At 54.8% G+C, this 20,853-nt stretch carries 17 protein-coding genes and 2 tRNA genes; 17 read left to right on the plus strand and 2 right to left on the minus strand.

The features are described from left to right. Window positions 1-61: 61 nt before the first annotated feature. Window positions 62-3,292 (plus strand): carbamoyl-phosphate synthase large subunit, encoded by a 3,231-nt coding sequence (gene carB / locus LL947_RS01760; RefSeq protein WP_404415694.1) that lies wholly within the window; start codon window positions 62-64, stop codon window positions 3,290-3,292. Then, window positions 3,289-3,765: a transcription elongation factor GreA gene (gene greA, locus LL947_RS01765; protein ID WP_290823367.1), complete on the plus strand. Its 477-nt coding sequence runs from the start codon at window positions 3,289-3,291 to the stop codon at window positions 3,763-3,765. Before carB ends, greA begins: the two co-directional genes overlap by 4 nt. A 101-nt stretch (window positions 3,766-3,866) precedes the next feature. Here greA and LL947_RS01770 read toward each other — a convergent pair whose 3' ends face one another. Next, on the minus strand, window positions 3,867-4,205 hold the full coding sequence (locus LL947_RS01770; RefSeq protein WP_290823366.1) for a YhbY family RNA-binding protein: 339 nt from the start codon (window positions 4,203-4,205) through the stop codon (window positions 3,867-3,869). 99 nt (window positions 4,206-4,304) lie between these two features. On the opposite strand from LL947_RS01770, the gene rlmE reads away from it, so the two are divergent. The 15 genes from rlmE to LL947_RS01845 all read left to right on the plus strand — a co-directional run bounded on the left by rlmE (window position 4,305) and on the right by LL947_RS01845 (window position 19,205). Next, a complete protein-coding gene (gene rlmE / locus LL947_RS01775) occupies window positions 4,305-4,952 on the plus strand; it encodes a 23S rRNA (uridine(2552)-2'-O)-methyltransferase RlmE (protein WP_404415700.1) in 648 nt (215 codons plus the stop codon). Between the two features lie 251 nt (window positions 4,953-5,203). Then, the gene (ftsH, locus tag LL947_RS01780) at window positions 5,204-7,240 is read left to right on the plus strand and encodes an ATP-dependent zinc metalloprotease FtsH (RefSeq protein ID WP_404415703.1); all 2,037 of its coding nucleotides are present in this window, start codon (window positions 5,204-5,206) and stop codon (window positions 7,238-7,240) included. A gap of 145 nt (window positions 7,241-7,385) precedes the next feature. Continuing rightward, window positions 7,386-8,321 (plus strand): dihydropteroate synthase, encoded by a 936-nt coding sequence (folP, locus tag LL947_RS01785; RefSeq protein ID WP_499833758.1) that lies wholly within the window; start codon window positions 7,386-7,388, stop codon window positions 8,319-8,321. 75 nt (window positions 8,322-8,396) lie between these two features. After that, on the plus strand, window positions 8,397-9,146 hold the full coding sequence (tpiA, locus tag LL947_RS01790; protein ID WP_404415706.1) for a triose-phosphate isomerase: 750 nt from the start codon (window positions 8,397-8,399) through the stop codon (window positions 9,144-9,146). A gap of 4 nt (window positions 9,147-9,150) precedes the next feature. Beyond that, window positions 9,151-9,519, plus strand: a complete 369-nt coding sequence (secG, locus tag LL947_RS01795; protein WP_499833759.1) for a preprotein translocase subunit SecG — start codon at window positions 9,151-9,153, stop codon at window positions 9,517-9,519. Window positions 9,520-9,549: 30 nt separating this feature from the next. Then, window positions 9,550-9,636 (plus strand) — tRNA-Leu (locus tag LL947_RS01800). Window positions 9,637-9,752: 116 nt separating this feature from the next. Beyond that, a tRNA-Met gene (locus tag LL947_RS01805) sits at window positions 9,753-9,829 on the plus strand. A gap of 317 nt (window positions 9,830-10,146) precedes the next feature. After that, entirely contained in the window at window positions 10,147-10,608 is a 462-nt protein-coding gene (gene rimP / locus LL947_RS01810; protein WP_290823361.1) for a ribosome maturation factor RimP, read from the plus strand. 69 nt (window positions 10,609-10,677) lie between these two features. Continuing rightward, complete coding sequence (gene nusA / locus LL947_RS01815) at window positions 10,678-12,192, plus strand: transcription termination factor NusA (protein ID WP_499833760.1); 1,515 nt, start codon at window positions 10,678-10,680, stop codon at window positions 12,190-12,192. 27 nt (window positions 12,193-12,219) lie between these two features. After that, window positions 12,220-14,790 carry a translation initiation factor IF-2 gene (infB, locus tag LL947_RS01820; RefSeq protein WP_499833761.1) on the plus strand — a complete coding sequence of 857 codons (2,571 nt, stop codon included), beginning with the start codon at window positions 12,220-12,222 and terminating at the stop codon, window positions 14,788-14,790. Between the two features lie 18 nt (window positions 14,791-14,808). Next, window positions 14,809-15,222 (plus strand): 30S ribosome-binding factor RbfA, encoded by a 414-nt coding sequence (rbfA, locus tag LL947_RS01825; protein ID WP_290823358.1) that lies wholly within the window; start codon window positions 14,809-14,811, stop codon window positions 15,220-15,222. Then, a complete protein-coding gene (gene truB / locus LL947_RS01830; RefSeq protein WP_499833762.1) occupies window positions 15,222-16,139 on the plus strand; it encodes a tRNA pseudouridine(55) synthase TruB in 918 nt (305 codons plus the stop codon). The genes rbfA and truB overlap by 1 nt, the downstream gene beginning before the upstream one ends. Before the next feature lie 92 nt (window positions 16,140-16,231). Continuing rightward, window positions 16,232-16,501: a 30S ribosomal protein S15 gene (gene rpsO, locus LL947_RS01835; protein ID WP_171702303.1), complete on the plus strand. Its 270-nt coding sequence runs from the start codon at window positions 16,232-16,234 to the stop codon at window positions 16,499-16,501. Between the two features lie 182 nt (window positions 16,502-16,683). After that, window positions 16,684-18,843, plus strand: coding sequence for a polyribonucleotide nucleotidyltransferase (gene pnp / locus LL947_RS01840; RefSeq protein WP_290823356.1), 2,160 nt, complete (start codon window positions 16,684-16,686; stop codon window positions 18,841-18,843). A 143-nt stretch (window positions 18,844-18,986) separates the two neighbouring features. Beyond that, window positions 18,987-19,205, plus strand: coding sequence for a DUF2970 domain-containing protein (locus LL947_RS01845; RefSeq protein ID WP_499833763.1), 219 nt, complete (start codon window positions 18,987-18,989; stop codon window positions 19,203-19,205). A 96-nt stretch (window positions 19,206-19,301) separates the two neighbouring features. On the opposite strand, the gene LL947_RS01850 is transcribed toward LL947_RS01845, so the two are convergent. After that, entirely contained in the window at window positions 19,302-20,480 is a 1,179-nt protein-coding gene (locus LL947_RS01850) for an acetyl-CoA C-acetyltransferase (RefSeq protein ID WP_290823354.1), read from the minus strand. Window positions 20,481-20,853: the final 373 nt, after the last annotated feature.

Here is a 20,853-nt window from a genome sequence, read left to right on the forward strand (position 1 = left end):
GCATACTTACTCAGGGTCAGGAAGCATCTGATTTATCGTCATCATTTCTGCGGGAACCGATATGCCCAAGCGTACCGACATTAACACCATCTTGATTATTGGCGCTGGCCCGATTGTCATCGGCCAGGCTTGTGAGTTTGACTATTCCGGCGCCCAGGCGTGTAAAGCGTTGCGCGAGGAGGGTTACCGCGTCGTGCTGGTGAACTCCAATCCGGCCACCATAATGACTGACCCGGTCATGGCCGATGCCACCTACATCGAGCCGATTACCTGGCAGGCGGTCGAGAAAATTATCGAAGCCGAAACGCCGGACGCCATCCTGCCGACCATGGGCGGGCAGACGGCGCTTAACTGCGCGCTTGACCTGGAAAAGCACGGCGTACTGGAGAAATATGGCGTCGAGATGATTGGCGCCAATGCGGATGCCATCAACATGGCAGAAGATCGCGACCTGTTTGACCAGGCAATGAAACGCATTGGTCTGGAGTGCCCGAAGGCAAAAGTGGCGCATACCATGAGTGAGGCCTGGGAGATTCAGGCCGAGTTGGGCTTTCCGACCATTATTCGCCCTTCCTATACCATGGGGGGGTCCGGTGGCGGTGTGGCGTACAACAAGGAAGAATTCGAGGAAATCTGCACCCGCGGTTTCGAGCTTTCCAACAATCATGAACTGCTGATTGATGAATCGCTGCTGGGCTGGAAAGAGTACGAAATGGAAGTGGTGCGGGACAAGAAGGACAACTGCATCATTGTCTGTGCGATTGAGAATTTTGACCCCATGGGCGTCCACACCGGTGATTCGATTACCGTTGCCCCTGCGCAGACGCTGACGGATAAAGAATACCAGATCATGCGTGACGCCAGCCTGGCCGTGCTGCGTGAGATCGGAGTGGAAACCGGCGGTTCCAATGTCCAGTTCGGTATGGATCCGAAAACCGGCCGCCTGGTGGTGATCGAAATGAACCCGCGTGTATCACGTTCATCGGCGCTGGCCTCCAAGGCGACCGGCTTCCCGATTGCCAAGATCGCCGCCAAACTGGCGGTCGGTTACACGCTGGATGAATTGCAGAACGATATCACCGGTGGTCGGACGCCCGCATCGTTCGAGCCGTCAATTGATTACGTCGTGACCAAGATTCCGCGCTTCACCTTCGAAAAATTCCCTCAGGCCAACGATCGTCTGACCACCCAGATGAAGTCAGTGGGCGAGGTAATGGCGATTGGCCGCACCTTCCAGGAATCGCTCCAGAAAGCCCTGCGCGGGCTGGAAACCGGCAATGACGGCCTGGATCCGATCATTACCGATTTTACCCCGGAGAATATGGCAATAATCCAGGGGGAGCTGCAGGCCGCGGGTGCTGAGCGTATTTTTTACGTGGCAGACGCCATGCGCGCAGGCATGAGTGTTGATGAGGTGTTTGCACTGACCAATATTGACCCCTGGTTCCTGGTGCAGATGGAAGACCTGGTGCTGGCGGAAAGTGCGGTTGCCAAGCGCTCCCTGTCTGATTTTTCCGCCCGTGAGCTGTACCAGCTCAAGCGCAAGGGCTTTGGCGATGCGCGGCTGGCCAGACTACTGGGCGTTTCGGAAAAAGAGTTCCGTAAAAACCGCCAGGCAGTGGGCATTCGTCCGGTTTACAAGCGGGTCGATACCTGTGCGGCTGAGTTTGCTTCAGATACGGCCTATATGTACTCCACTTATGAAGAGGAGTGCGAAGCAGAGGTTTCCGACCGTCAGAAGATCATGGTGTTGGGTGGCGGCCCTAACCGTATCGGTCAGGGTATCGAGTTCGACTACTGCTGCGTGCATGCTGCCTTTGCCATGCGCGATGACGGCTATGAAACCATCATGGTCAATTGTAACCCTGAAACCGTGTCGACCGACTATGACACCTCTGATCGCCTCTACTTTGAGCCGGTCACCCTGGAGGACGTGCTGGAAATTGCCGATAAAGAAAAGCCGGTCGGCGTGATTGTTCAGTTCGGTGGTCAGACGCCGCTTAAACTGGCGCGTGAGCTTGAAGCGGCTGGGGTACCCATTATCGGTACCACGCCGGATGCTATCGACCGTGCCGAAGACCGTGAGCGCTTCCAGGTGATGATTGATAAACTCGGCCTCAAGCAGCCGCCCAATGCCACGGCGCGCAGCTTTGATGATGCCTTTGCCAAGGCCGAGAAAATTGGCTACCCGCTGGTGGTGCGTCCCAGCTACGTGCTGGGCGGTCGTGCCATGGAGATCGTCTATGATGCCTCCGAGCTTGAGAACTACATGACCAATGCGGTCAAGGTATCCAATGACTCACCGGTCCTGCTCGATCATTTCCTGAGCGCGGCTGTCGAGGTGGATATTGATGCGGTGTCCGACGGCAAACAGGTTGTCATTGGCGGCATCATGCAGCACGTGGAGCAGGCGGGGGTTCACTCCGGTGATTCCGCCTGTTCGCTGCCGCCTTACTCACTGCCTGCCGATGTGCAGGATGAAATGCGTGATCAGGTCAAACGCATGGCTGTGGAGCTGGGCGTCAAAGGGCTGATGAATGTTCAGCTGGCCTGGCAGGATGGCGAGATCTATGTCATTGAGGTCAACCCTCGTGCCTCACGTACCGTGCCCTTTGTGTCCAAATGCATTGGTACTTCGCTGGCGCAGATTGCTGCCCGCTGCATGGCCGGTACAACATTGGCAGAGCAGGGTTTTGAGAAAGAAATCATCCCGCATTTCTATAGCGTCAAGGAAGCGGTCTTCCCGTTCAACAAGTTCCAGGGCGTTGACCCGATTCTTTCCCCTGAAATGAAGTCAACAGGCGAGGTGATGGGCTCTGGGGATACGTTTGCAGAAGCCTTTTTCAAGGCGCAACTGGGCGCTGGTGAGGCCATTCCAGCCCTGGAGGGGGAGCGTATGGCATTCCTGTCGGTGCGTGAACCGGACAAGGAGGGGATTATCGAAGTGGCCCGTTCTCTGCTAACATTGGGTTTCACACTATGTGCAACGCGGGGAACGGCAGCCGCTCTAGAGGCTGTCGGTCTTTCCGTTACGCATGTCAACAAGGTCTATGAAGGCCGGCCGCATATCGTCGATCTGCTCAAGAACGACGAAATCGCCTACATCGTTAATACTACCGAAGGTCGCCAGGCGATTAACGATTCTTCGGTCATTCGCCGTACTGCGCTGTCACGCAAGGTGCCCTATGCCACCACCCTGGCGGGCGCTAATGCTGTGTGTATGGCGCTTGAGTACGGTCGGGAGATTACGGTGCGGCGCCTTCAGGAATTGCACGCAGGAGCAAGTCAATGAATAAGGTCCCGATGACGGTTGCGGGAGAACAAAGCCTTCGTGAAGAACTCAATCACCTCAAGGGCGAAGCGCGTCCTCAGGTGATTGCCGCTATCGCGGAAGCGCGTGAGCACGGCGACCTTAAGGAAAACGCCGAATATCATGCGGCACGTGAGCAGCAGGGGTTTATTGAAGGGCGTATTCAGGAGATCGAGAGCAAACTTTCCAGCGCCCAGGTTATTGATGTGACCAAGTTACCGCAAACCGGCAAGGTGATTTTCGGTGTAACAGTTGAATTGCTCAACCTGGATAGCGATGAACAGGTGACCTACCGCATCGTGGGTGAGGATGAGGCGGATATTAAATCCGGGCGGATTTCGGTAACGTCACCGATTGCCCGAGCCCTGATTGGCAAGGAAGAAGGTGATGTCGTTGTGGTCAAGACGCCCGGCGGCGACGTGGAATATGAAATTGAAGGTGTTGAGCACCTTTGACTGAGCCATGAAAAAAAGGCCCCGCTGCCAATCGCGCAGCGGGGCCTTTTTTGTCAATAGCAGGTGGGTAGCAAGTTTTCGGCTTTTACCGGCAACAGACCCTAGAAACGTCCGTGGTGGTTCTCGAAACGGCTGATATTGGAAAGCTTGGGGTTTGCATGCGGGTTACGGCGATAGAGCAGCGCCATCTTGCCTATGGTCTGTACCCGTTCAGCCTTGGCATTGCCGGGTAGCTCCGCGAGCAGGCTCTCCAGTACGGCGGCGCGATCCTCGCGTTCAGGAATGGCCAGCTTTACCTTGATCAGTTCATGGTCGCGCAATGCGCGGTCGAGTTCAGCCAGCAAGTTTTCTGAAATGCCGTTTTCAGAAACGGTTACCACCGGGTTAAGGTGATGGCCGATGCTGCGGAATGCTTTCTTTTGTGCCTGTGACAAGCTCATGGTATCGTGCGGTATCCCAGTTTGCGCTTAACGTTCCATCTTACGGTGAAATGCCGCAAGGTGAAAGCTCCTTTCCTGACTTCCACCACCAGATTTCTTATGCAGCATAAGTCTAAAGATCGTAAACAGCAGGCAAGCAAGACCAGCGCAAGCTGGATGAAAGAGCATTTTGATGATCCTTACGTCAAACAGAGCTGGCAGGATGGTTATCGTTCCCGTGCCAGTTATAAGCTGTTGGCATTGGATGAAAAGGATAAACTGTTTCGCTCAGGGATGACGGTAATCGATCTGGGCGCGGCGCCCGGTGGCTGGAGCCAGGTAGCGGCTGAGCGGGTTGGCGACAAGGGTATCGTGATTGCCTCGGATATTCTGGAAATGGATGCGCTGGCAGGCGTCGACTTTATTCAGGGTGATTTTACCGAAGAGCCGGTGCTTAACGGGATTCTTGATCGCCTGCAGAATCGCCCGGTTGACCTTGTGATGTCGGATATGGCCCCCAATATGAGTGGTATGGCAGCGATTGATCAGCCCCAGGCCATGTATCTTGTCGAGCTGGCACTGGAGTTGGCGCGTGAGACCTTGTCGCCCGGTGGCCGTTTTCTGGCCAAGGTGTTTCAGGGGGAGGGCTTTGATGATTACCTGAGGGCACTGCGTCACGATTTTCAGCGCGTGGTGACTCGCAAGCCGGAGGCTTCCCGTGCACGCTCACGTGAGGTTTATCTACTGGCTGAAGGATTCAAAAAGTAATACGCTGGTTTTTCATCAACTCAGTCCCTGTGAATGATAGTGACAGGCTATCAGTCTAATAGTTAGAAACCTTGTCGCACTCCGTGTCTAAGTTGTGTCAAAGTATGTTCTGTAAAAGGACGATTTTTGATCAAGTTTGATGCATATGGCCCAAGGCGATATTCGCTTTGGCAATGGTTGAACGCTTATTACTGGTGTATTGTCTAAGTAATGAGCGTTAACCGAAAGATTCTTGTAATGAGGGTAGCCCCTTGAACGATATGGCAAAGAACCTGATTCTCTGGTTGGTCATCGCAGCAGTACTGCTGACGGTGTTCAACAACTTCAGTACCGAAACGGCGCCGCAGACCATGAACTACTCACAGTTCGTGCAGCAGGTGCAAAATCAACAGGTGCGTAACGTAACCATTGATGGCTACACCATCAATGGTGAGCGTACGGATGGTTCTACCTTCCAGACGATTCGTCCGGCTGCTGATGATCCCAAGTTGATGGATGATCTGTTGGCCAATGACGTGACCGTTGTAGGCAAGGAACCCGATCAACAAAGTATCTGGACGCGCTTACTGATCGCCAGCTTCCCGATTCTGTTGATACTGGCTATTTTTATCTTTTTCATGCGACAGATGCAGGGTGGCGCTGGAGGCGGCAAAGGCGGCCCGATGAGCTTTGGCAAATCCAAGGCCAAGCTGCTTTCACAGGATCAGATTAAGACGACTTTTTCTGATGTTGCAGGCTGTGACGAGGCTAAGGAAGAAGTTGAAGAGCTTGTCGACTTCCTGCGTGACCCGACCAAGTTTCAGCGTCTAGGCGGTACGATTCCGCGCGGCGTGCTGATGGTAGGCCCGCCGGGTACGGGTAAAACGCTGCTTGCCAAGTCGATAGCCGGTGAAGCAAAAGTGCCCTTTTTCTCGATCTCCGGTTCGGACTTCGTTGAGATGTTTGTGGGTGTGGGTGCTTCTCGTGTACGCGACATGTTTGAGCAGGCCAAAAAGCAGGCACCTTGCATTATCTTTATTGATGAGATTGATGCCGTCGGTCGTTCGCGTGGCGCTGGTATGGGCGGCGGCAATGACGAACGTGAGCAAACGCTTAACCAGCTGTTGGTTGAAATGGATGGTTTTGAGGCCAACGAAGGCATCATCGTCATTGCTGCCACCAACCGCCCTGATGTGCTTGATCCAGCGCTGATGCGCCCAGGTCGCTTCGACCGTCAGGTGACGGTGGGTCTGCCGGATATCCGCGGCCGCGAACACATATTAGGTGTCCACCTGCGCAAAGTGCCGCTGGCAGAAGATGTGAAGGCGCAATTGATTGCCCGTGGCACGCCAGGCTTTTCCGGTGCTGATCTGGCCAACCTGGTCAATGAGGCAGCCTTGTTTGCCGCTCGTGGTAACAAGCGTCTTGTTGGCATGGATGAGCTTGAACAGGCCAAGGACAAGATCATGATGGGCGCGGAGCGCAAGTCCATGGTGATGACCAGTAAGGAAAAGCTGAATACCGCCTATCACGAATCCGGCCATGCGATTATCGGCCTGGTAATGCCTGAGCATGACCCGGTCTATAAGGTGACCATCATTCCTCGTGGTCGCGCTCTGGGTGTCACCATGTTTCTGCCAGAGGAAGACCGCTACAGTCTGTCTCGTCAGCAGATTATAAGCCAGATCTGTTCGCTGTTTGGTGGGCGTATCGCTGAAGAGATGACGCTTGGTCCAGACGGTGTCACCACCGGTGCTTCCAACGATATCAAGCGGGCTACCGAGCTTGCCCATAACATGGTGGCCAAGTGGGGGCTCTCGGACGAGATGGGTCCGATTCTTTATGATGAAGACGAGTCTCATCAGTTCCTCGGTTCCAGCCAGGGTGGTGCCAAGATGAAGTCTGGGGAAACCACGACACGTCTTGATAAGGAAGTCCGCAAGATCATAGATGGCTGCTATGAGCAGGCGCAGAAGATTCTTGAGGACAACCGCGATAAGCTTGATGCCATGGCAGATGCCTTGATGAAATATGAAACCATTGATGCCACCCAGTTGAAGGATATTATGGAAGGCCGTACGCCACGTCCTCCTGAAGACTGGAACGAAGGAGATTCAACCGGTGGTAACTCACCGGTTACTGACAAGCAGCCTGCTGAGAAACCCAAGGAAGAGGTATCGGGTAGCAGCGGCAGTGGAACCGATGGTGGCGCTGACGATAAAGGTAATGATATTGGCGATGAGGGCGAAGACGATGACGAGCCTCGTCGTCGTCCCTCCGACCCGTTAGGGGGTCCCGCAGGGCCCTGAATCCTTTGTCAGGCAAAATATGGCGCCCCGTTCTGGGGCGCCTTTTTGTTCGGCAAGAAAAGATCGGCCCTCTGTCTTTATGATCTTCGTCTTTATGACCTTCAGGATGGTTCCTGTCCACTTTCCTAATTGACCAGGCTATTGCATGATCCCGAATACTTCATCAGTTTCAGCGCCCACTTCAACGTCACATTTTTCTGCAGGCGGCGTCCATTCACCTGCAGATGCTGAGCAGTTGCGCTGCGGTCGTCATTTATTGGATATTTCCTTCCCGCGGGTCATGGGGATACTCAATGTAACCCCCGACTCTTTCTCTGATGGCGGGCAGCACGCCTCTCTGGATGAGGCCTTGCGCCACGCTGAGCGGATGCTGGCTGAGGGTGCTGCCATTATTGACGTTGGTGGCGAGTCGACTCGCCCAGGCGCTTCGCCGGTGCCAGAGCAGCAGGAGCTTGACCGTGTTGCGCCTGTGGTCGAGGCGCTGGTGCGCGAACTGGACGCGCTGGTGTCGGTGGATACCAGTCGTGCCAGTGTCATGCGCGAAGTTACCGCGCTGGGGGCAGGCATGTTGAACGATGTGCGTGCCCTTGAGCTGGAAGGCGCTCTTTCTGCAGCCGCCGCTAGCGCCTTGCCGGTGTGCTTGATGCACCGCCAGGGTGAGCCTCAGACCATGCAGCAATCTCCCCGCTATGAGCGCGCGATTGAAGATGAGGTGGCTGATTATCTCATGCAGCGCATGGGAATATGCGAGGCTGCTGGCTTGCGCAAAAACAGGTTACTTCTGGACCCGGGGTTTGGTTTTGGCAAGACAGTAGAGCATAACCTGCGCCTGCTTAAACATATGGAGCGCCTGCAGACTTTGGGTTGTCCGCTGCTGGTAGGTACGTCACGTAAAAGCATGATCGGGAAGGTGCTGGAGCGCCCGGTCGAGGAGCGTTTGCCGGGTGGCTTGGCGTTAACGGCGCTTGCAGTTGAGCGCGGGGCAAAAATCCTGCGTGTGCATGATGTGGCCCCCAATGTGGATGCTGTCAATATGACCTGGGCCGTCATGCAGGAGGGGTGTGGCCGCCAGCAGGATTAGTAGAGGCAGCAATAGCGGTTGTCTTGCTGGCGTAGCTCCTATACCATTTTGCACCACTTTCAGTGAGGATTTCCCATGCGAACGCCTTTAATTGCCGGCAACTGGAAAATGAATGGTTCTGCCGAGCTCATCCGCCAGTTTGGTGAGTATTTTGCTCAGGCCGAACTGCCGGAAGCGCTGGATATAACGATTATTCCGCCTTTTCCTTATCTGCATGCCGCACAGGATGCCTTTGAGGGCACCCGGCTTGCTTTGGGTGCGCAAACGCTTAATCCCGTTCACTCCGGCGCTCATACAGGAGAAGTGAGTGGCCAGATGCTCAGAGAATTTGGTGTTTGCCAGGTGCTGATCGGGCACTCAGAGCGCCGCCAGCTTTACCATGAAACCGATGATCATGTGTATGATCGTACCCATGCGGCGCTCAGTGTCGGGTTAACCCCTGTTTTATGTGTAGGGGAAACGCTCGAGGAGCGCGATGCCGGGGAGACCATGCAGGTGGTGCTGCGCCAGGTTGGTCATGTGATGGCGCGTCTGGAGCCTGCCCAGCAGCAGCAGGTAGTCATTGCCTATGAGCCAGTCTGGGCGATTGGTACAGGGCGAACTGCCTCTCCCGAGCAGGCCCAGGAGGTGATGGCCGGTATTCGTGAATATCAGGCGGGCTTTGACGCCCAGTTGGCAGCGCAGCTGCGTCTGATTTATGGTGGCAGCATGAACGCAGGAAATGCGGCTGAGCTTTTGGCTCAGCCAGACATCGACGGCGGCCTCGTGGGCGGTGCATCGCTCAAGGTCGACGACTTCTACGCTATTTGTCAGTCAGCAGGATAAGCTCATGCAAGTTCAAGTAATAATTTTGATGGTTCATGTGGTGATTGCGATCGCCCTGGTGGTACTCATTCTGCTACAGCAAGGCAAAGGCGCAGAAGCTGGCGCTTCCTTTGGCGGCGGCGCCTCTCAGACAGTCTTTGGATCGCGTGGTAGTGGCAACTTTCTGGCCCGCTTTACCGGTATTCTGGCGGCAGGCTTTTTTGTGACGTCACTGACCCTGGCTTACTTTGCCACCCAGGCCGGTCAGGCACCGGAAATGGGTATACCTGATTCGCAGTTGATTCAGCAATCTAATGACGCGCCTATGCTTGACGATTCCTCGGGAAGTGTGGATAATGCTGCGCCAGTGCTAGAGGAGAGCAACGACCAGTAATACGGCGTTTCTTCAAAAGCCTCCCCTGTTGCCGAAGTGGTGGAATTGGTAGACACGCTATCTTGAGGGGGTAGTGACCGTATGGTCGTGCGGGTTCAAGTCCCGCCTTCGGCACCAACTGATTAACTGGCAAGCGAACAGAATGCCAGATCTCCAGGTCGGGATAAGCAGCTAAGACGAAATAAACCTTGACGAAACTGATTTACAGGTCTATTATCGTCCACCTAGATTGATGCGGGGTGGAGCAGTCTGGTAGCTCGTCGGGCTCATAACCCGAAGGTCATCGGTTCAAATCCGGTCCCCGCTACCATTTCAAGTGCGCTGAACGGCAGTTTGTTAACAGTCTTTTCAGTATTCAGGCACTTGATGGTACTACAGGTTTCCTTAAAAAAGCCCCTTCCTGTGAAGGGGCTTTTTGTTAGCAGCATGGTCGGAAGCGGGCATGCAGGTAATAGAATCAATAGCAGAACGTTTGACCACGCAACGTTCATTAATAATCAGTATCTTACTAACGGATGCCGTGCGTTTTCACGTCTGGTACGTTTTCGGGTAACGCCAATCAGCCACCTAGCTTCCCTTTCGACTCCTGGCCAGGTGCCTGATGCAACGGCTATAGGAGCTTTGTCGGTGGCCACAAAACATGCTGCGCTGCATGCGCTAATTGAGCCTGTTGTTACTGCGATGGGTTTTGAACTGTGGGGTGTTGACCATCTTTCCCAGGGAAAGCACTCTCGGTTGGTCATTTACATCGAGCGCGAAAGTGGCGTCAGCGTTGACGACTGTGCTGATATCAGCCGTCAGGTCAGTGCCATTCTGGATGTGGAAGACCCTATTCCGGGCGAATACCGGCTGGAAGTATCCTCCCCGGGAATGGCACGCCCTCTTTACACTCTTGACCACTTTACCCGTTACATCGGCCATCAGGCGGCACTCAAGCTGCGCATACCTTTTGATGGTCGGCGTAAGTTCAGTGGCCTGATTGCGGGTGTGGAAGAGGACGAGGTGCTGTTACATATGGACGGAGAAGAATTCTGTTTTCCGATTGAAAGTATTGATCAGGCAACCATTATTCCTCAGTTCGATGACTGATCGGGTGACGCGACCGGCGGAGTGCCGGACTTTTGCATATAAGGACAGGTTTTCTGGCGAGGCAAGCGCATGAGTAAAGAAATTTTAATGGTCGTGGACGCGATCTCCAATGAGAAGGGCGTTCCCCGTGATGTCATCTTTGAAGCAGTTGAAGCTGCATTGGCAAGCGCGTCACGCAAGCGTTTCGAAAAGGAAGAAGCCAACGTTCGTGTCCACATTGATCGCCGTACGGGTGACTACCTGACGTTCCGTTACTGGACGGTCGTTGAAGATGACGAGTTCGAAACACCGGACTACGAAATCAAGGAAAGCATAGCTGAACAGCGGGATCCGCCGCTGAAACTCGGTGATATTGTCGAGCAGCAGATCGAAAATGCTGAATTTGGTCGTATTGCTGCTCAAACAGCAAAACAGGTGATCGTGCAGAAAGTGCGCGAAGCCGAGCGAGCCGAGGTTGTGCGCCAATACGCTGACCGTGAAGGCGAGTTGGTGGCAGGTATTGTCAAGAAGACCACCCGTGATGGCCTGATTATCGATCTGGGGGATAACGCTGAAGCCTTTTTGCCGCGTAATGAAATGATTCATGGTGAACGTTATCGCATGAATGAACGGGTCCGGGCATTGCTGGTTCAGGTTGACCCGGAAGCACGTGGCGCTCAGCTGCTGCTGTCACGTACCTGCCCTGAGCTGATCATTGAGCTGTTCAAGATCGAAGTGCCGGAAATAGCCGAACAGCTGATTGAAGTCAAAGGGGCTGCTCGTGACCCAGGCTCGCGGGCAAAGATTGCGGTGAAAACCAATGATCGCCGCATAGACCCGGTAGGTGCCTGTGTGGGTATGCGCGGTTCTCGTGTTCAGGCAGTGTCGTCCGAGCTTCAGAATGAGCGGGTCGATATTGTGCTGTGGGATGACAATCCCGCTCAATTGGTGATCAACGCCATGGCGCCGGCAGATGTTGCCTCGATTCTGGTTGATGAGGACGCTCACGCCATGGATGTTGCCGTTGCGGCGGATAATCTGGCTCAGGCGATTGGCCGTAGTGGCCAGAACGTGCGTCTGGCGTCTGAGCTGACCGGATGGCGTATCAATGTCATGACGGAAGCTGAAGCTGATGAAAAGCGCGAACAGGAAATTGATAGCCTGGTAGATACCTTTATCCAGCATCTGGAAGTAGATGAGGATATTGCCCGCTTACTGGTAGACGAAGGGTTTACCACCCTGGAAGAAGTTGCTTACGTGCCGCTTGACGAAATGCTTGAAATCGAAGAGTTCGATGAAGACTTGGTTGAAGCGTTACGCGCAAGAGCAAAAGACGAGCTGCTGACGATGGCCATTGCCTCGGAAGAAGCACTTGACGGCGCTCAACCGGCGGATGACCTGCTTGAAATGGACGGGATGGAGCGCCACCTGGCCTTTATCCTGGCCAGCCGTGGCATTGTGACCATGGAAGACCTTGCAGAGCAATCTGTCGATGATCTGGTCGATATCGAGGAATTGGACGAAGCGCGCGCAGCGGCACTGATCATGACTGCCCGTGCGCCCTGGTTCGAAGACGATGCCGCATCCGATTCGAATACACAGTAGACAGGACACGGGCTGAGGAGGGTCAATATGTCAGATATGACAGTAAAAGATTTTGCAGTAAAAGTGGGGCGTGAAGTGCCTCGTTTGTTGGAACAGATGAAAGAAGCCGGATTGCCCCATAGCTCTGAAAGTGATGCTGTGTCTGAAGAAGATAAGCAGACCCTGTTGCGCTATTTGAAAAAAAGCCATGGTGGCGACAATGATGCCAGCAAGAACCGCATCACGCTGACGCGTAAAACGCGCAGCAAGATCAAGACCGGTGATCGCGGCAAGACCATTGAAGTCCAGGTGCGCAAGAAGAAAACTTACGTAAAGCGAGCCGAAGACGACAAGCCAAAAGCGCAGGAGCCCAAGCATAGCGGCCCTCGTCAGCTGGTCGGCGATATGGCTGAGGCGGAAGCGGAACGCAAGGTACGTGATGCTCGTGATGCCGAGGAGCGCAAGGCGGCGGAAGCCAAGCGTCAGGCCGATGAAGCCGAGCGTAAAAAGCGTCAGGAGCAGGAAGAAGCTGAAGCCGCGGCAGCCAAAGCCAAGCAGGAAGAAGCCCCGGCCAACCTTGAGATTCCGGTGCCTGAGCTGGAAACCAGCGAGCCGGCCGCAGAAGAGATGCCGCCGGCACCGCCCAAGGAAGGTCGATCAGATCGTCGCACCGCGCCACCCAAGAAAGCAGCGGCCAAGAAAAAAGGTCGTCACGATCAGGAAGATGATCGTACTGACCGTGAAGAACGCAAGCGTGGCGGCGGTGCCAAGAAAGCCAAGCGTGCCGAGCGTCGCGGTGGCCGTCGCAGTAGCGGTGGTCAAAGCGGCAATGGCAAGCAGGCTTTCCAGAAGCCGACGCAGCCGATAGTCCGCGAAGTCTCCATCCCTGAGTCTATCAGTGTGGCGGAACTGGCTGACAAGATGTCGATCAAGGCCAATGAAGTCATCAAGGCGATGTTCAATATGGGCGCCGCCGTAACCATCAACCAGACGATCGACCAGGATACAGCGGCCATCGTAGTGGAAGAGATGGGCCACAAGGCGCGCCTGGTCAAGGATGATGCGCTGGAGACGGAAGTGCTGGACAGTATTTCCTACGAAGGTGAGGAAATCACCCGTTCACCGGTGGTCACTGTCATGGGTCATGTTGACCATGGTAAGACATCGCTGTTGGACTATATCCGTCGTGCCAAGGTGGCGACGGGTGAAGCAGGGGGGATTACCCAGCATATCGGTGCCTATCACGTGGAAGATGACCACGGTGGAGTGACCTTCCTGGATACGCCGGGCCACGCGGCATTTACTGCCATGCGTGCCCGCGGTGCCAAGGCCACTGACGTGGTTATCCTGGTGGTTGCCGCAGATGATGGCGTTATGCCTCAGACGGTCGAAGCGATCGAGCACTCCAAGGCAGCAGAGGTGCCGATGGTGGTGGCGGTCAACAAGATTGACAAGGAAGGCGCTGATTTTGACCGCATTCGTAACGAGCTTTCCCAACATGGGGTTATCTCGGAAGAATGGGGGGGCGATACCCAGTTTGTGCATGTCTCTGCCAAAAGCGGTGACGGTATCGAGGAGCTGCTGGAGGCGATCCAGCTGGTTTCTGAAGTGCTCGAACTGACAGCAGTCCCTTCTGCACCGGGTAAAGGGGTTGTGGTTGAGTCACGCCTTGATAAAGGCCGTGGCCCGGTAGCGACCGTCCTGGTACAGAACGGCACCCTGAAAAAAGGTGATATCGTGCTTGCCGGCCTGCACTATGGTCGCGTCCGTGCGCTGACCAACGAGTTGGGGCAACAGGTAGACAGCGCCGGCCCATCCCAGCCGGTTGAAATTCAGGGGCTGGATGGTACGCCGGAAGCGGGTGAAGAGTTCATGGCGGTTGCCGATGAGAAGAAGGCGCGTGAAGTAGCCAACTTCCGTCAGGGCAAATATCGTGAAGTTCGCCTGGCTCGCCAGCAGAAAGCCAAGCTTGAGAACATGTTCAGCCAGATGGGCCAGGACGAGGTTGCCAAGGTCAATATTGTCCTGAAAGCCGATGTGCAAGGCTCGCTGGAAGCGATCAAAGGTGCTCTGGAAGAACTTTCGACCAAAGAAGTCAAGGTCGCCGTTGTGTCCTCCGGCGTTGGTGGTATTACCGGAACAGACGCGAACCTGGCGCTGGCGTCCGAAGCGATCGTGGTAGGCTTTAACGTACGTGCTGATGCCGCCGCTCGCGAAATCATCGAACGTGAAGGCCTGGATCTGCGCTACTACAGCGTTATTTACCAGCTGATCGATGAAGTGAAGAAGGCGATGAGCGGTATGCTGGCCCCCGAATGGAAAGAAGAAATTGTCGGTGTGGCTGAGGTTCGTGATGTCTTCCGTGCGCCGAAGATCGGTGCGGTGGCAGGTTGTATGGTGGTTGAAGGCAGTGTCTTCCGTAACAAGCGTATTCGCGTACTGCGCGATAACGTGGTGATTTACGAAGGCGAGCTTGAATCACTGCGCCGCTATAAGGATGACGTTCAGGAAGTGCGCAGCGGCGTAGAGTGCGGCATCGGGGTGAAAAACTACAACGATGTTCAAGTGGGCGACAAGATCGAGGTCTTCGACCAGGTTAAAGTCGAACGCAGCCTCTAAGTTCGCCGGGAGTTTATTATGCGCGAATTCAAGCGTACCGACCGAGTGGCCGACCAGCTCCAGAAAGAGCTGGCGGTACTTATTCAGCGCGAAGTCAAAGACCCGCGTTTGGGAATGGTCACGGTCAGCGGCGTGACCGTTAGCCGTGATCTTGGCTACGCTGATATCTATGTCACTTTGCTGGGTGAACAGAGCCCTGAGCGCATCAAGGAAAACCTCCAGGTGCTTAAACGCGCCGGTGGTTTTTTGAGAAGTCAGATTGCCAAGCGGATCAAGCTACGCCATGTCCCCGAGTTACGCTTTCATTTTGATGAAAGTGTGGTGCGTGGTCAGCACCTGTCCTCCTTGATCGATGAAGCCTTGGCCAGCGATCGTGACCGGCAGGATGATGATCTGTCGGAAGACAACGCTGACAACGAGGAGACGCGTTAATGGCGCGTCGCCGCCGAGGCTTGCCGGTAAATGGTGTGCTCTTGCTGGACAAGCCGAAAGGCATGTCCAGCAATCATGCCTTGCAGCGGGTACGCCGGTTGCTTGAAGCACAAAAAGCTGGTCATACGGGCACACTGGACCCCATGGCAACAGGGCTTTTACCCATCTGCCTGGGTGAAGCGACCAAGTTTTCCGCGCACCTGCTGGAAGCGGATAAGGTTTACCGAACGCGCGTCGAGTTAGGTGTTATTACGGACTCTGGTGACGCTGAAGGCGCGGTGATTGAACGTCGCGAAGTGCCTGAGCTCACGGCCGAACAGGTCGAACGTGCGCTTTCTCGCTTTCGCGGTGAGATCGAACAGGTGCCGCCGATGTATTCAGCGCTCAAGTACCAGGGCAAAAAGCTTTACGAACTCGCCCGTGAGGGCAGGCACGTGGAACGTGCAGCCAGGCGTATAAACGTGTATGATGCGCGCCTGCTATCGTTGGATGATAGGGCTTTTGAGCTGGAAGTGAGCTGCAGTAAAGGAACCTACATACGCACACTGGCTGAAGATATCGGCCTTGTGTTAGGTTGTGGCGCACATATCAGCGCGCTGCGGCGACTAAAGACCGGCCCGTTTGGCGCCGACACAATGTGGACGCTGGACGCGCTCGAACAACTGGATGACCAGGCCGCCCGTGAAGCCCAGCTGATGCCGGTGGATGTTCTGGTCGAACATCTGCCGTGCCAGGGTGTCGATGAGCAGGCTTACCAGCGTTTAAGTCATGGTCAGTCTGCACAGTTAGAAACATCCACCTTCACGCCGAATACCTTGATGCGGCTTTACCATGCATCTGTATTTATTGGCCTGGGAGTGGTGAAGGGCGACAATGAAGTGGCGCCCAAGCGGCTGCTAAGCAGCGTCGCGGTGTAAGCTCAGGCTTACACAAAAAGTACGACTGGGACTGCAAATATGCGTGGTCTCACCCATTCACACATTAGGCATATTGCTTACTGGAGATAGACATGGCACTAACGGCTGAACAGAAAGCCCAGATTGTTAATGAATACGGTCGTGGCGAGAATGACACTGGCTCACCTGAAGTCCAGGTAGCGCTGTTGAGCACCAACATCAACGGCCTGCAGGATCACTTCAAGACCAATAAGCAGGATCACCACTCACGTCGTGGTCTGATTCGCATGGTTAACCAGCGTCGTAAACTGCTGGACTACCTCAAGCGTAAGGATTTCGAACGTTACCAGTCGCTGATTCAGCGTCTTGGCCTGCGTCGTTAATCAGGAAATCAGGTAGAAAGCAGTCTTTGCGCCAGGTGCGAAAGACGGCTTTGTTATCTTGATCGGAACGGGCAGCTCCCTGAGAGCTGCCCGTTTTTTTGTTTGTGGTAGCCGTGAGGCGCGCCAACGCCTAGAATAGTGGCGAGTCAAAACGACCAAGCGAATAGACAAGTAGATATTTAATGTTAAAGGAAGTCGCCGTGAATCCGGTAAAGAAAACGTTTCAATACGGTCGTAGTACCGTCACGCTCGAAACCGGGCGTATTGCTCGCCAGGCTACTGGCGCCGTTATGGTTACTATGGACGATACTGTCGTGCTGTGCACGGTGGTCGCCAAGAGAGAAGCCAACCCCGCTCAACCCTTTTTCCCGCTGTCGGTTCATTATCAGGAAAAGACTTATGCGGTAGGCAAGATTCCTGGCGGTTTCTTCAAGCGCGAAGGGCGTCCAACAGAGAAGGAAACCCTGACGTCCCGCCTGATTGACCGACCCATTCGTCCATTGTTTCCCAAGGGCTTCATGAACGAGGTTCAGGTCATCTGCACCGTACTATCCACGGATCGCAACCATGACCCGGATATTGCCGCTCTGATCGGCACATCGGCAGCACTGTCGATTGCTGGCGTGCCTTTCAATGGCCCCATTGGTGCGGCACGAGTAGGCTTTAATGAGGAAAAAGGTTATTTCCTCAATCCCACGGTTGAGGAGTTGACCACCTCAGAGCTGGACATGGTGGTTGCCGGTACTGAAAAAGCGGTGCTGATGGTGGAGTCTGAAGCCAAGGAACTGCTCGAGGATGAGATGCTGGGGGCTGTCCTTTACGGTCATCAGGAAATGCAGGTAGCCATCCAGGCGATCAACGAGCTGGTAGCAGAAGCCGGCAAACCGCGTTGGGAATGGCAGCCGGTTGAAGAAAACATCGCGCTGAAAACCGCAGTGGCCGAAGCGTTTGAAGCCAGGATTGGTGACGCCTATCGGATTACTGACAAGATGCAGCGTCAGGATGCCCTGTCAGCCCTGAAAGACGAGGCCGTCGAGCAGCTGGTCGCCGCTGAAGGCGAGGAGGCTGACGGCAAGTTCAGCAAGGATGAGGTGAAAGGCGCTTTCGCTGGTATCGAAAAACGCATCGTACGTTCACGGGTGATCAAGGGCGAAGCGCGTATTGATGGCCGTGATAACCAGACGGTACGCCCGTTGGATATCGAAGTGGGCGTGTTGCCCAAAACCCACGGTTCTGCTGTGTTTACCCGCGGTGAAACCCAGGCAATTGCGATCGCAACCCTGGGCACCTTGCGTGACTCCCAGCTGATCGAATCGCTGGAAGGTGAGCGTAAAGACCGCTTTATGCTGCATTACAACTTCCCTCCCTATTGTGTGGGTGAAGCCGGCTTTATGGGTGGCCCCAAGCGGCGTGAAATTGGCCACGGCCGCCTGGCACGGCGTGGAGTGGAAGCCATGCTGCCCGCCGAAGATGCCTTCCCCTATACCATTCGCGTGGTATCTGAAATCACTGAATCCAACGGTTCAAGCTCGATGGCATCAGTGTGCGGGGCTTCTCTGGCATTGATGGATGCCGGTGTGCCGCTGAAAGCACCAGTAGCGGGTATCGCCATGGGTCTGGTCAAGGATGATGACGGGTTTGCTGTGCTGACCGATATCCTCGGTGACGAAGATCACCTGGGTGACATGGACTTCAAGGTCGCCGGTTCTGAAGAGGGTGTTACCGCCCTGCAGATGGATATCAAGATCGAAGGCATTAACGAAGAAATCATGGAAGTGGCTCTGCAACAAGCCAATCAGGCCCGTCTGGATATTCTTGGTCAGATGAATACGGTGATTGGCCAGAGCCGTTCGGATGTGTCGGATAACGCGCCTTCCATGGCGACTATCAAGATTTCTCCGGACAAGATTCGTGATGTGATCGGCAAAGGTGGCGCGACCATCCGCAAGATCTGCGACGATACCGGTGCTTCGGTAGATCTCGATGATGATGGCACCGTACGTATTTACGCCGAAGACAAGGCGGCTGCCAAGAAAGCCATTGATACCGTGTTGGCGATTACTGCAGAAGCGGAAATTGGCAAGCTGTACATGGGCAAGGTAGTGCGCATCGCTGACTTTGGCGCCTTCGTCAATATCATGCCGGGTACCGATGGTCTGGTGCACATTTCCCAGATTGTGCCGGAGCGCGTCGAAAATGTGCGTGATTACCTGAATGAAGGGGATGATGTGATCGTCAAGGTGCTCGATATCGATAACCGTAATCGCGTCAAATTGACTATCAAGGAGATCACGGAAGAAGAAAAGGCTGCTTTTAATGCTGAAGCGGAAACGACTGAGTAGGCTGATGGCATAAACAGCGGTTCAGATGTTCCAACCGCCCCCGCAGCGAGACGCTGCGGGGGCGGTGGCGTTTTGAAATGGCTATTTCAAAACGCCTGGAGTAGCGGACTATGTTAGCCCGTCGTGAACACCAGGAGTTCAAAATGTCGAAAAACGATCATAAGACGACCCCCTCCGCCAAGCCGAGTTTTCGCCAGGTGGTGGGTAGTGTTCTGGCCGCCATGTTCGGGGTCCAAAAGCGCAGCAATCTGGAGCGCGATAACCAGCAGCGAAGTGCGACGCCTTATATTATTGTCGCCTTGGGTTTTGGCGTCATTTTCATCCTGATTCTGATGTTTGTGGCCAATCTTGCCTCACGCTGATGATCTCGCCTGCGCATATCAGGGAATATTATCCATCCGATAAAAAATGCCCCGCTGGTAGCGGGGCATGGATGTTTAAATGCATAAAAGATGCAGTTATGAACGCTCGATGGCCAGTGCCACGCCTTGGCCGCCACCGATACACAGGGTAGCAAGGCCTTTCTTGGCATCGCGGGCAATCATTTCATGCAGCAGGCTGACGAAAATACGGCAGCCTGAAGCGCCAATCGGGTGGCCCAGTGCAATTGCACCACCGTTGACGTTGACCTTGCTGACATCCCAACCGAGTTCCTTGTTGACCGACAGTGCCTGAGCGGCAAAGGCTTCATTGGCCTCTATCAGGTCGAGGTCATCAATGCTCCAGCCGGCTTTTTCCAGGCAACGCCGGGTTGCCGGGGCTGGGCCGATGCCCATGATGGCCGGGTCAACGCCTGCATTGGAATAGGCTGCGATACGCGCCAACGGTTCAAGTCCCAGTTCCTTGGCTTTTTCAGCCGAGCAGAGCATGACAACGGCAGCACCGTCGTTCAATGATGACGCGTTACCAGCAGTCACGGTGCCATCCTTTTTGAAAGCCGGGCGCATGCCGCCAAGTTTTTCAGCGCTGACTTCACGCGGGTTTTCGTCGGTGTCAAATACGACGGGATCGCCTTTGCGCTGGGGGATTTCCACCGGCACGATCTGACCCTTGAACTTGCCATCACGGATGGCCTGAGCGGCTTTCTGCTGGGATGCGGCAGCAAATTCATCCATGGCTTCACGGGTGATACTGTATTTTTCTGCCAGGTTTTCGGCGGTAATGCCCATGTGATAGTTATTGAACGCATCCCACAGACCATCATGCACCATGGAGTCAATCGCTTTCCAGTCGCCCATGCGCTGGCCGTTACGAGAATTGGGCAGCACGTGGGGAGAGGCTGACATGTTTTCCTGGCCACCGGCCAGAATAACACTGGCATCACCGCAGCGAATCGCCTGTGTCGCCAGGTGAAGTGCCTTGAGGCCAGAGCCACAGACCTTGTTGATCGTCATGGCCGGCACCGCCGCTGGCAAGCCGCCTGCTATGGCCGCCTGGCGTGCCGGGTTCTGGCCAACCCCGGCTGTCAGTACCTGGCCAAGCAAGACTTCATCGACCTGTTCTGGTGCGACGCCCGTGGTGCTGAGGATATCCTTGATAACCCGTGCCCCAAGATCGCTGGCAGGAATACCGGCAAGCGACCCACCAAAGGCGCCAACGGCGGTACGACGAGCTGCAACAATGACCACATCTTGCATAGTAAAACTCCTAGGTAGCGTGAATCAGGCATGGGTCTGTTGACGTTTCCTCACGACCGCGACAGAGGCCCTTTTGGTGCAGATCAAGGCGTTAGGAGCGCGGTTGGGTGGTTCCCAATTAGCGACGAACAACGCAGGGCTGTGCCAAAAGAGCCCTGTCCCTTCGGGTTGCGCGGTTCGCGATGAAACGTCAACAGACCCATGTCACGATGCCATATCGACATTCTTGTTAATAGACATTCCTAGCATAGGTGAAGCTTGTGCAATGCGGCAATACACTTTTGGCAGCAAATAAAAACGGGCCGTAAAAACGGCCCGCTCATCAGAAAGATACTGGGTAGTGCAGGTTTAAAAAAGTCACATCGCCTGCAAG

It is taken from the genome of Halomonas sp. BLK-85, assembly GCF_044792155.1.
In the GTDB taxonomy this organism is placed as follows: Bacteria; Pseudomonadota; Gammaproteobacteria; order Pseudomonadales; family Halomonadaceae; genus Vreelandella.

What these genes read in the sequence shown, in the direction of transcription:
- tpiA (WP_404415706.1), top strand. Translation starts at nt 8,397, where the DNA reads ATGCGAACGCCTTTAATTGCCGGCAACTGGAAAATGAATGGTTCTGCC.
- greA (WP_290823367.1), top strand. Translation starts at nt 3,289, where the DNA reads ATGAATAAGGTCCCGATGACGGTTGCGGGAGAACAAAGCCTTCGTGAA.
- rlmE (WP_404415700.1), top strand. Translation starts at nt 4,305, where the DNA reads ATGCAGCATAAGTCTAAAGATCGTAAACAGCAGGCAAGCAAGACCAGC.
- folP (WP_499833758.1), top strand. Translation starts at nt 7,386, where the DNA reads ATGATCCCGAATACTTCATCAGTTTCAGCGCCCACTTCAACGTCACAT.
- secG (WP_499833759.1), top strand. Translation starts at nt 9,151, where the DNA reads ATGCAAGTTCAAGTAATAATTTTGATGGTTCATGTGGTGATTGCGATC.
- carB (WP_404415694.1), top strand. Translation starts at nt 62, where the DNA reads ATGCCCAAGCGTACCGACATTAACACCATCTTGATTATTGGCGCTGGC.
- truB (WP_499833762.1), top strand. Translation starts at nt 15,222, where the DNA reads ATGGCGCGTCGCCGCCGAGGCTTGCCGGTAAATGGTGTGCTCTTGCTG.
- infB (WP_499833761.1), top strand. Translation starts at nt 12,220, where the DNA reads ATGTCAGATATGACAGTAAAAGATTTTGCAGTAAAAGTGGGGCGTGAA.
- pnp (WP_290823356.1), top strand. Translation starts at nt 16,684, where the DNA reads ATGTTAAAGGAAGTCGCCGTGAATCCGGTAAAGAAAACGTTTCAATAC.
- LL947_RS01845 (WP_499833763.1), top strand. Translation starts at nt 18,987, where the DNA reads ATGTCGAAAAACGATCATAAGACGACCCCCTCCGCCAAGCCGAGTTTT.
- rbfA (WP_290823358.1), top strand. Translation starts at nt 14,809, where the DNA reads ATGCGCGAATTCAAGCGTACCGACCGAGTGGCCGACCAGCTCCAGAAA.
- nusA (WP_499833760.1), top strand. Translation starts at nt 10,678, where the DNA reads ATGAGTAAAGAAATTTTAATGGTCGTGGACGCGATCTCCAATGAGAAG.
- LL947_RS01770 (WP_290823366.1), bottom strand. Translation starts at nt 4,205, where the DNA reads ATGAGCTTGTCACAGGCACAAAAGAAAGCATTCCGCAGCATCGGCCAT.
- rpsO (WP_171702303.1), top strand. Translation starts at nt 16,232, where the DNA reads ATGGCACTAACGGCTGAACAGAAAGCCCAGATTGTTAATGAATACGGT.
- LL947_RS01850 (WP_290823354.1), bottom strand. Translation starts at nt 20,480, where the DNA reads ATGCAAGATGTGGTCATTGTTGCAGCTCGTCGTACCGCCGTTGGCGCC.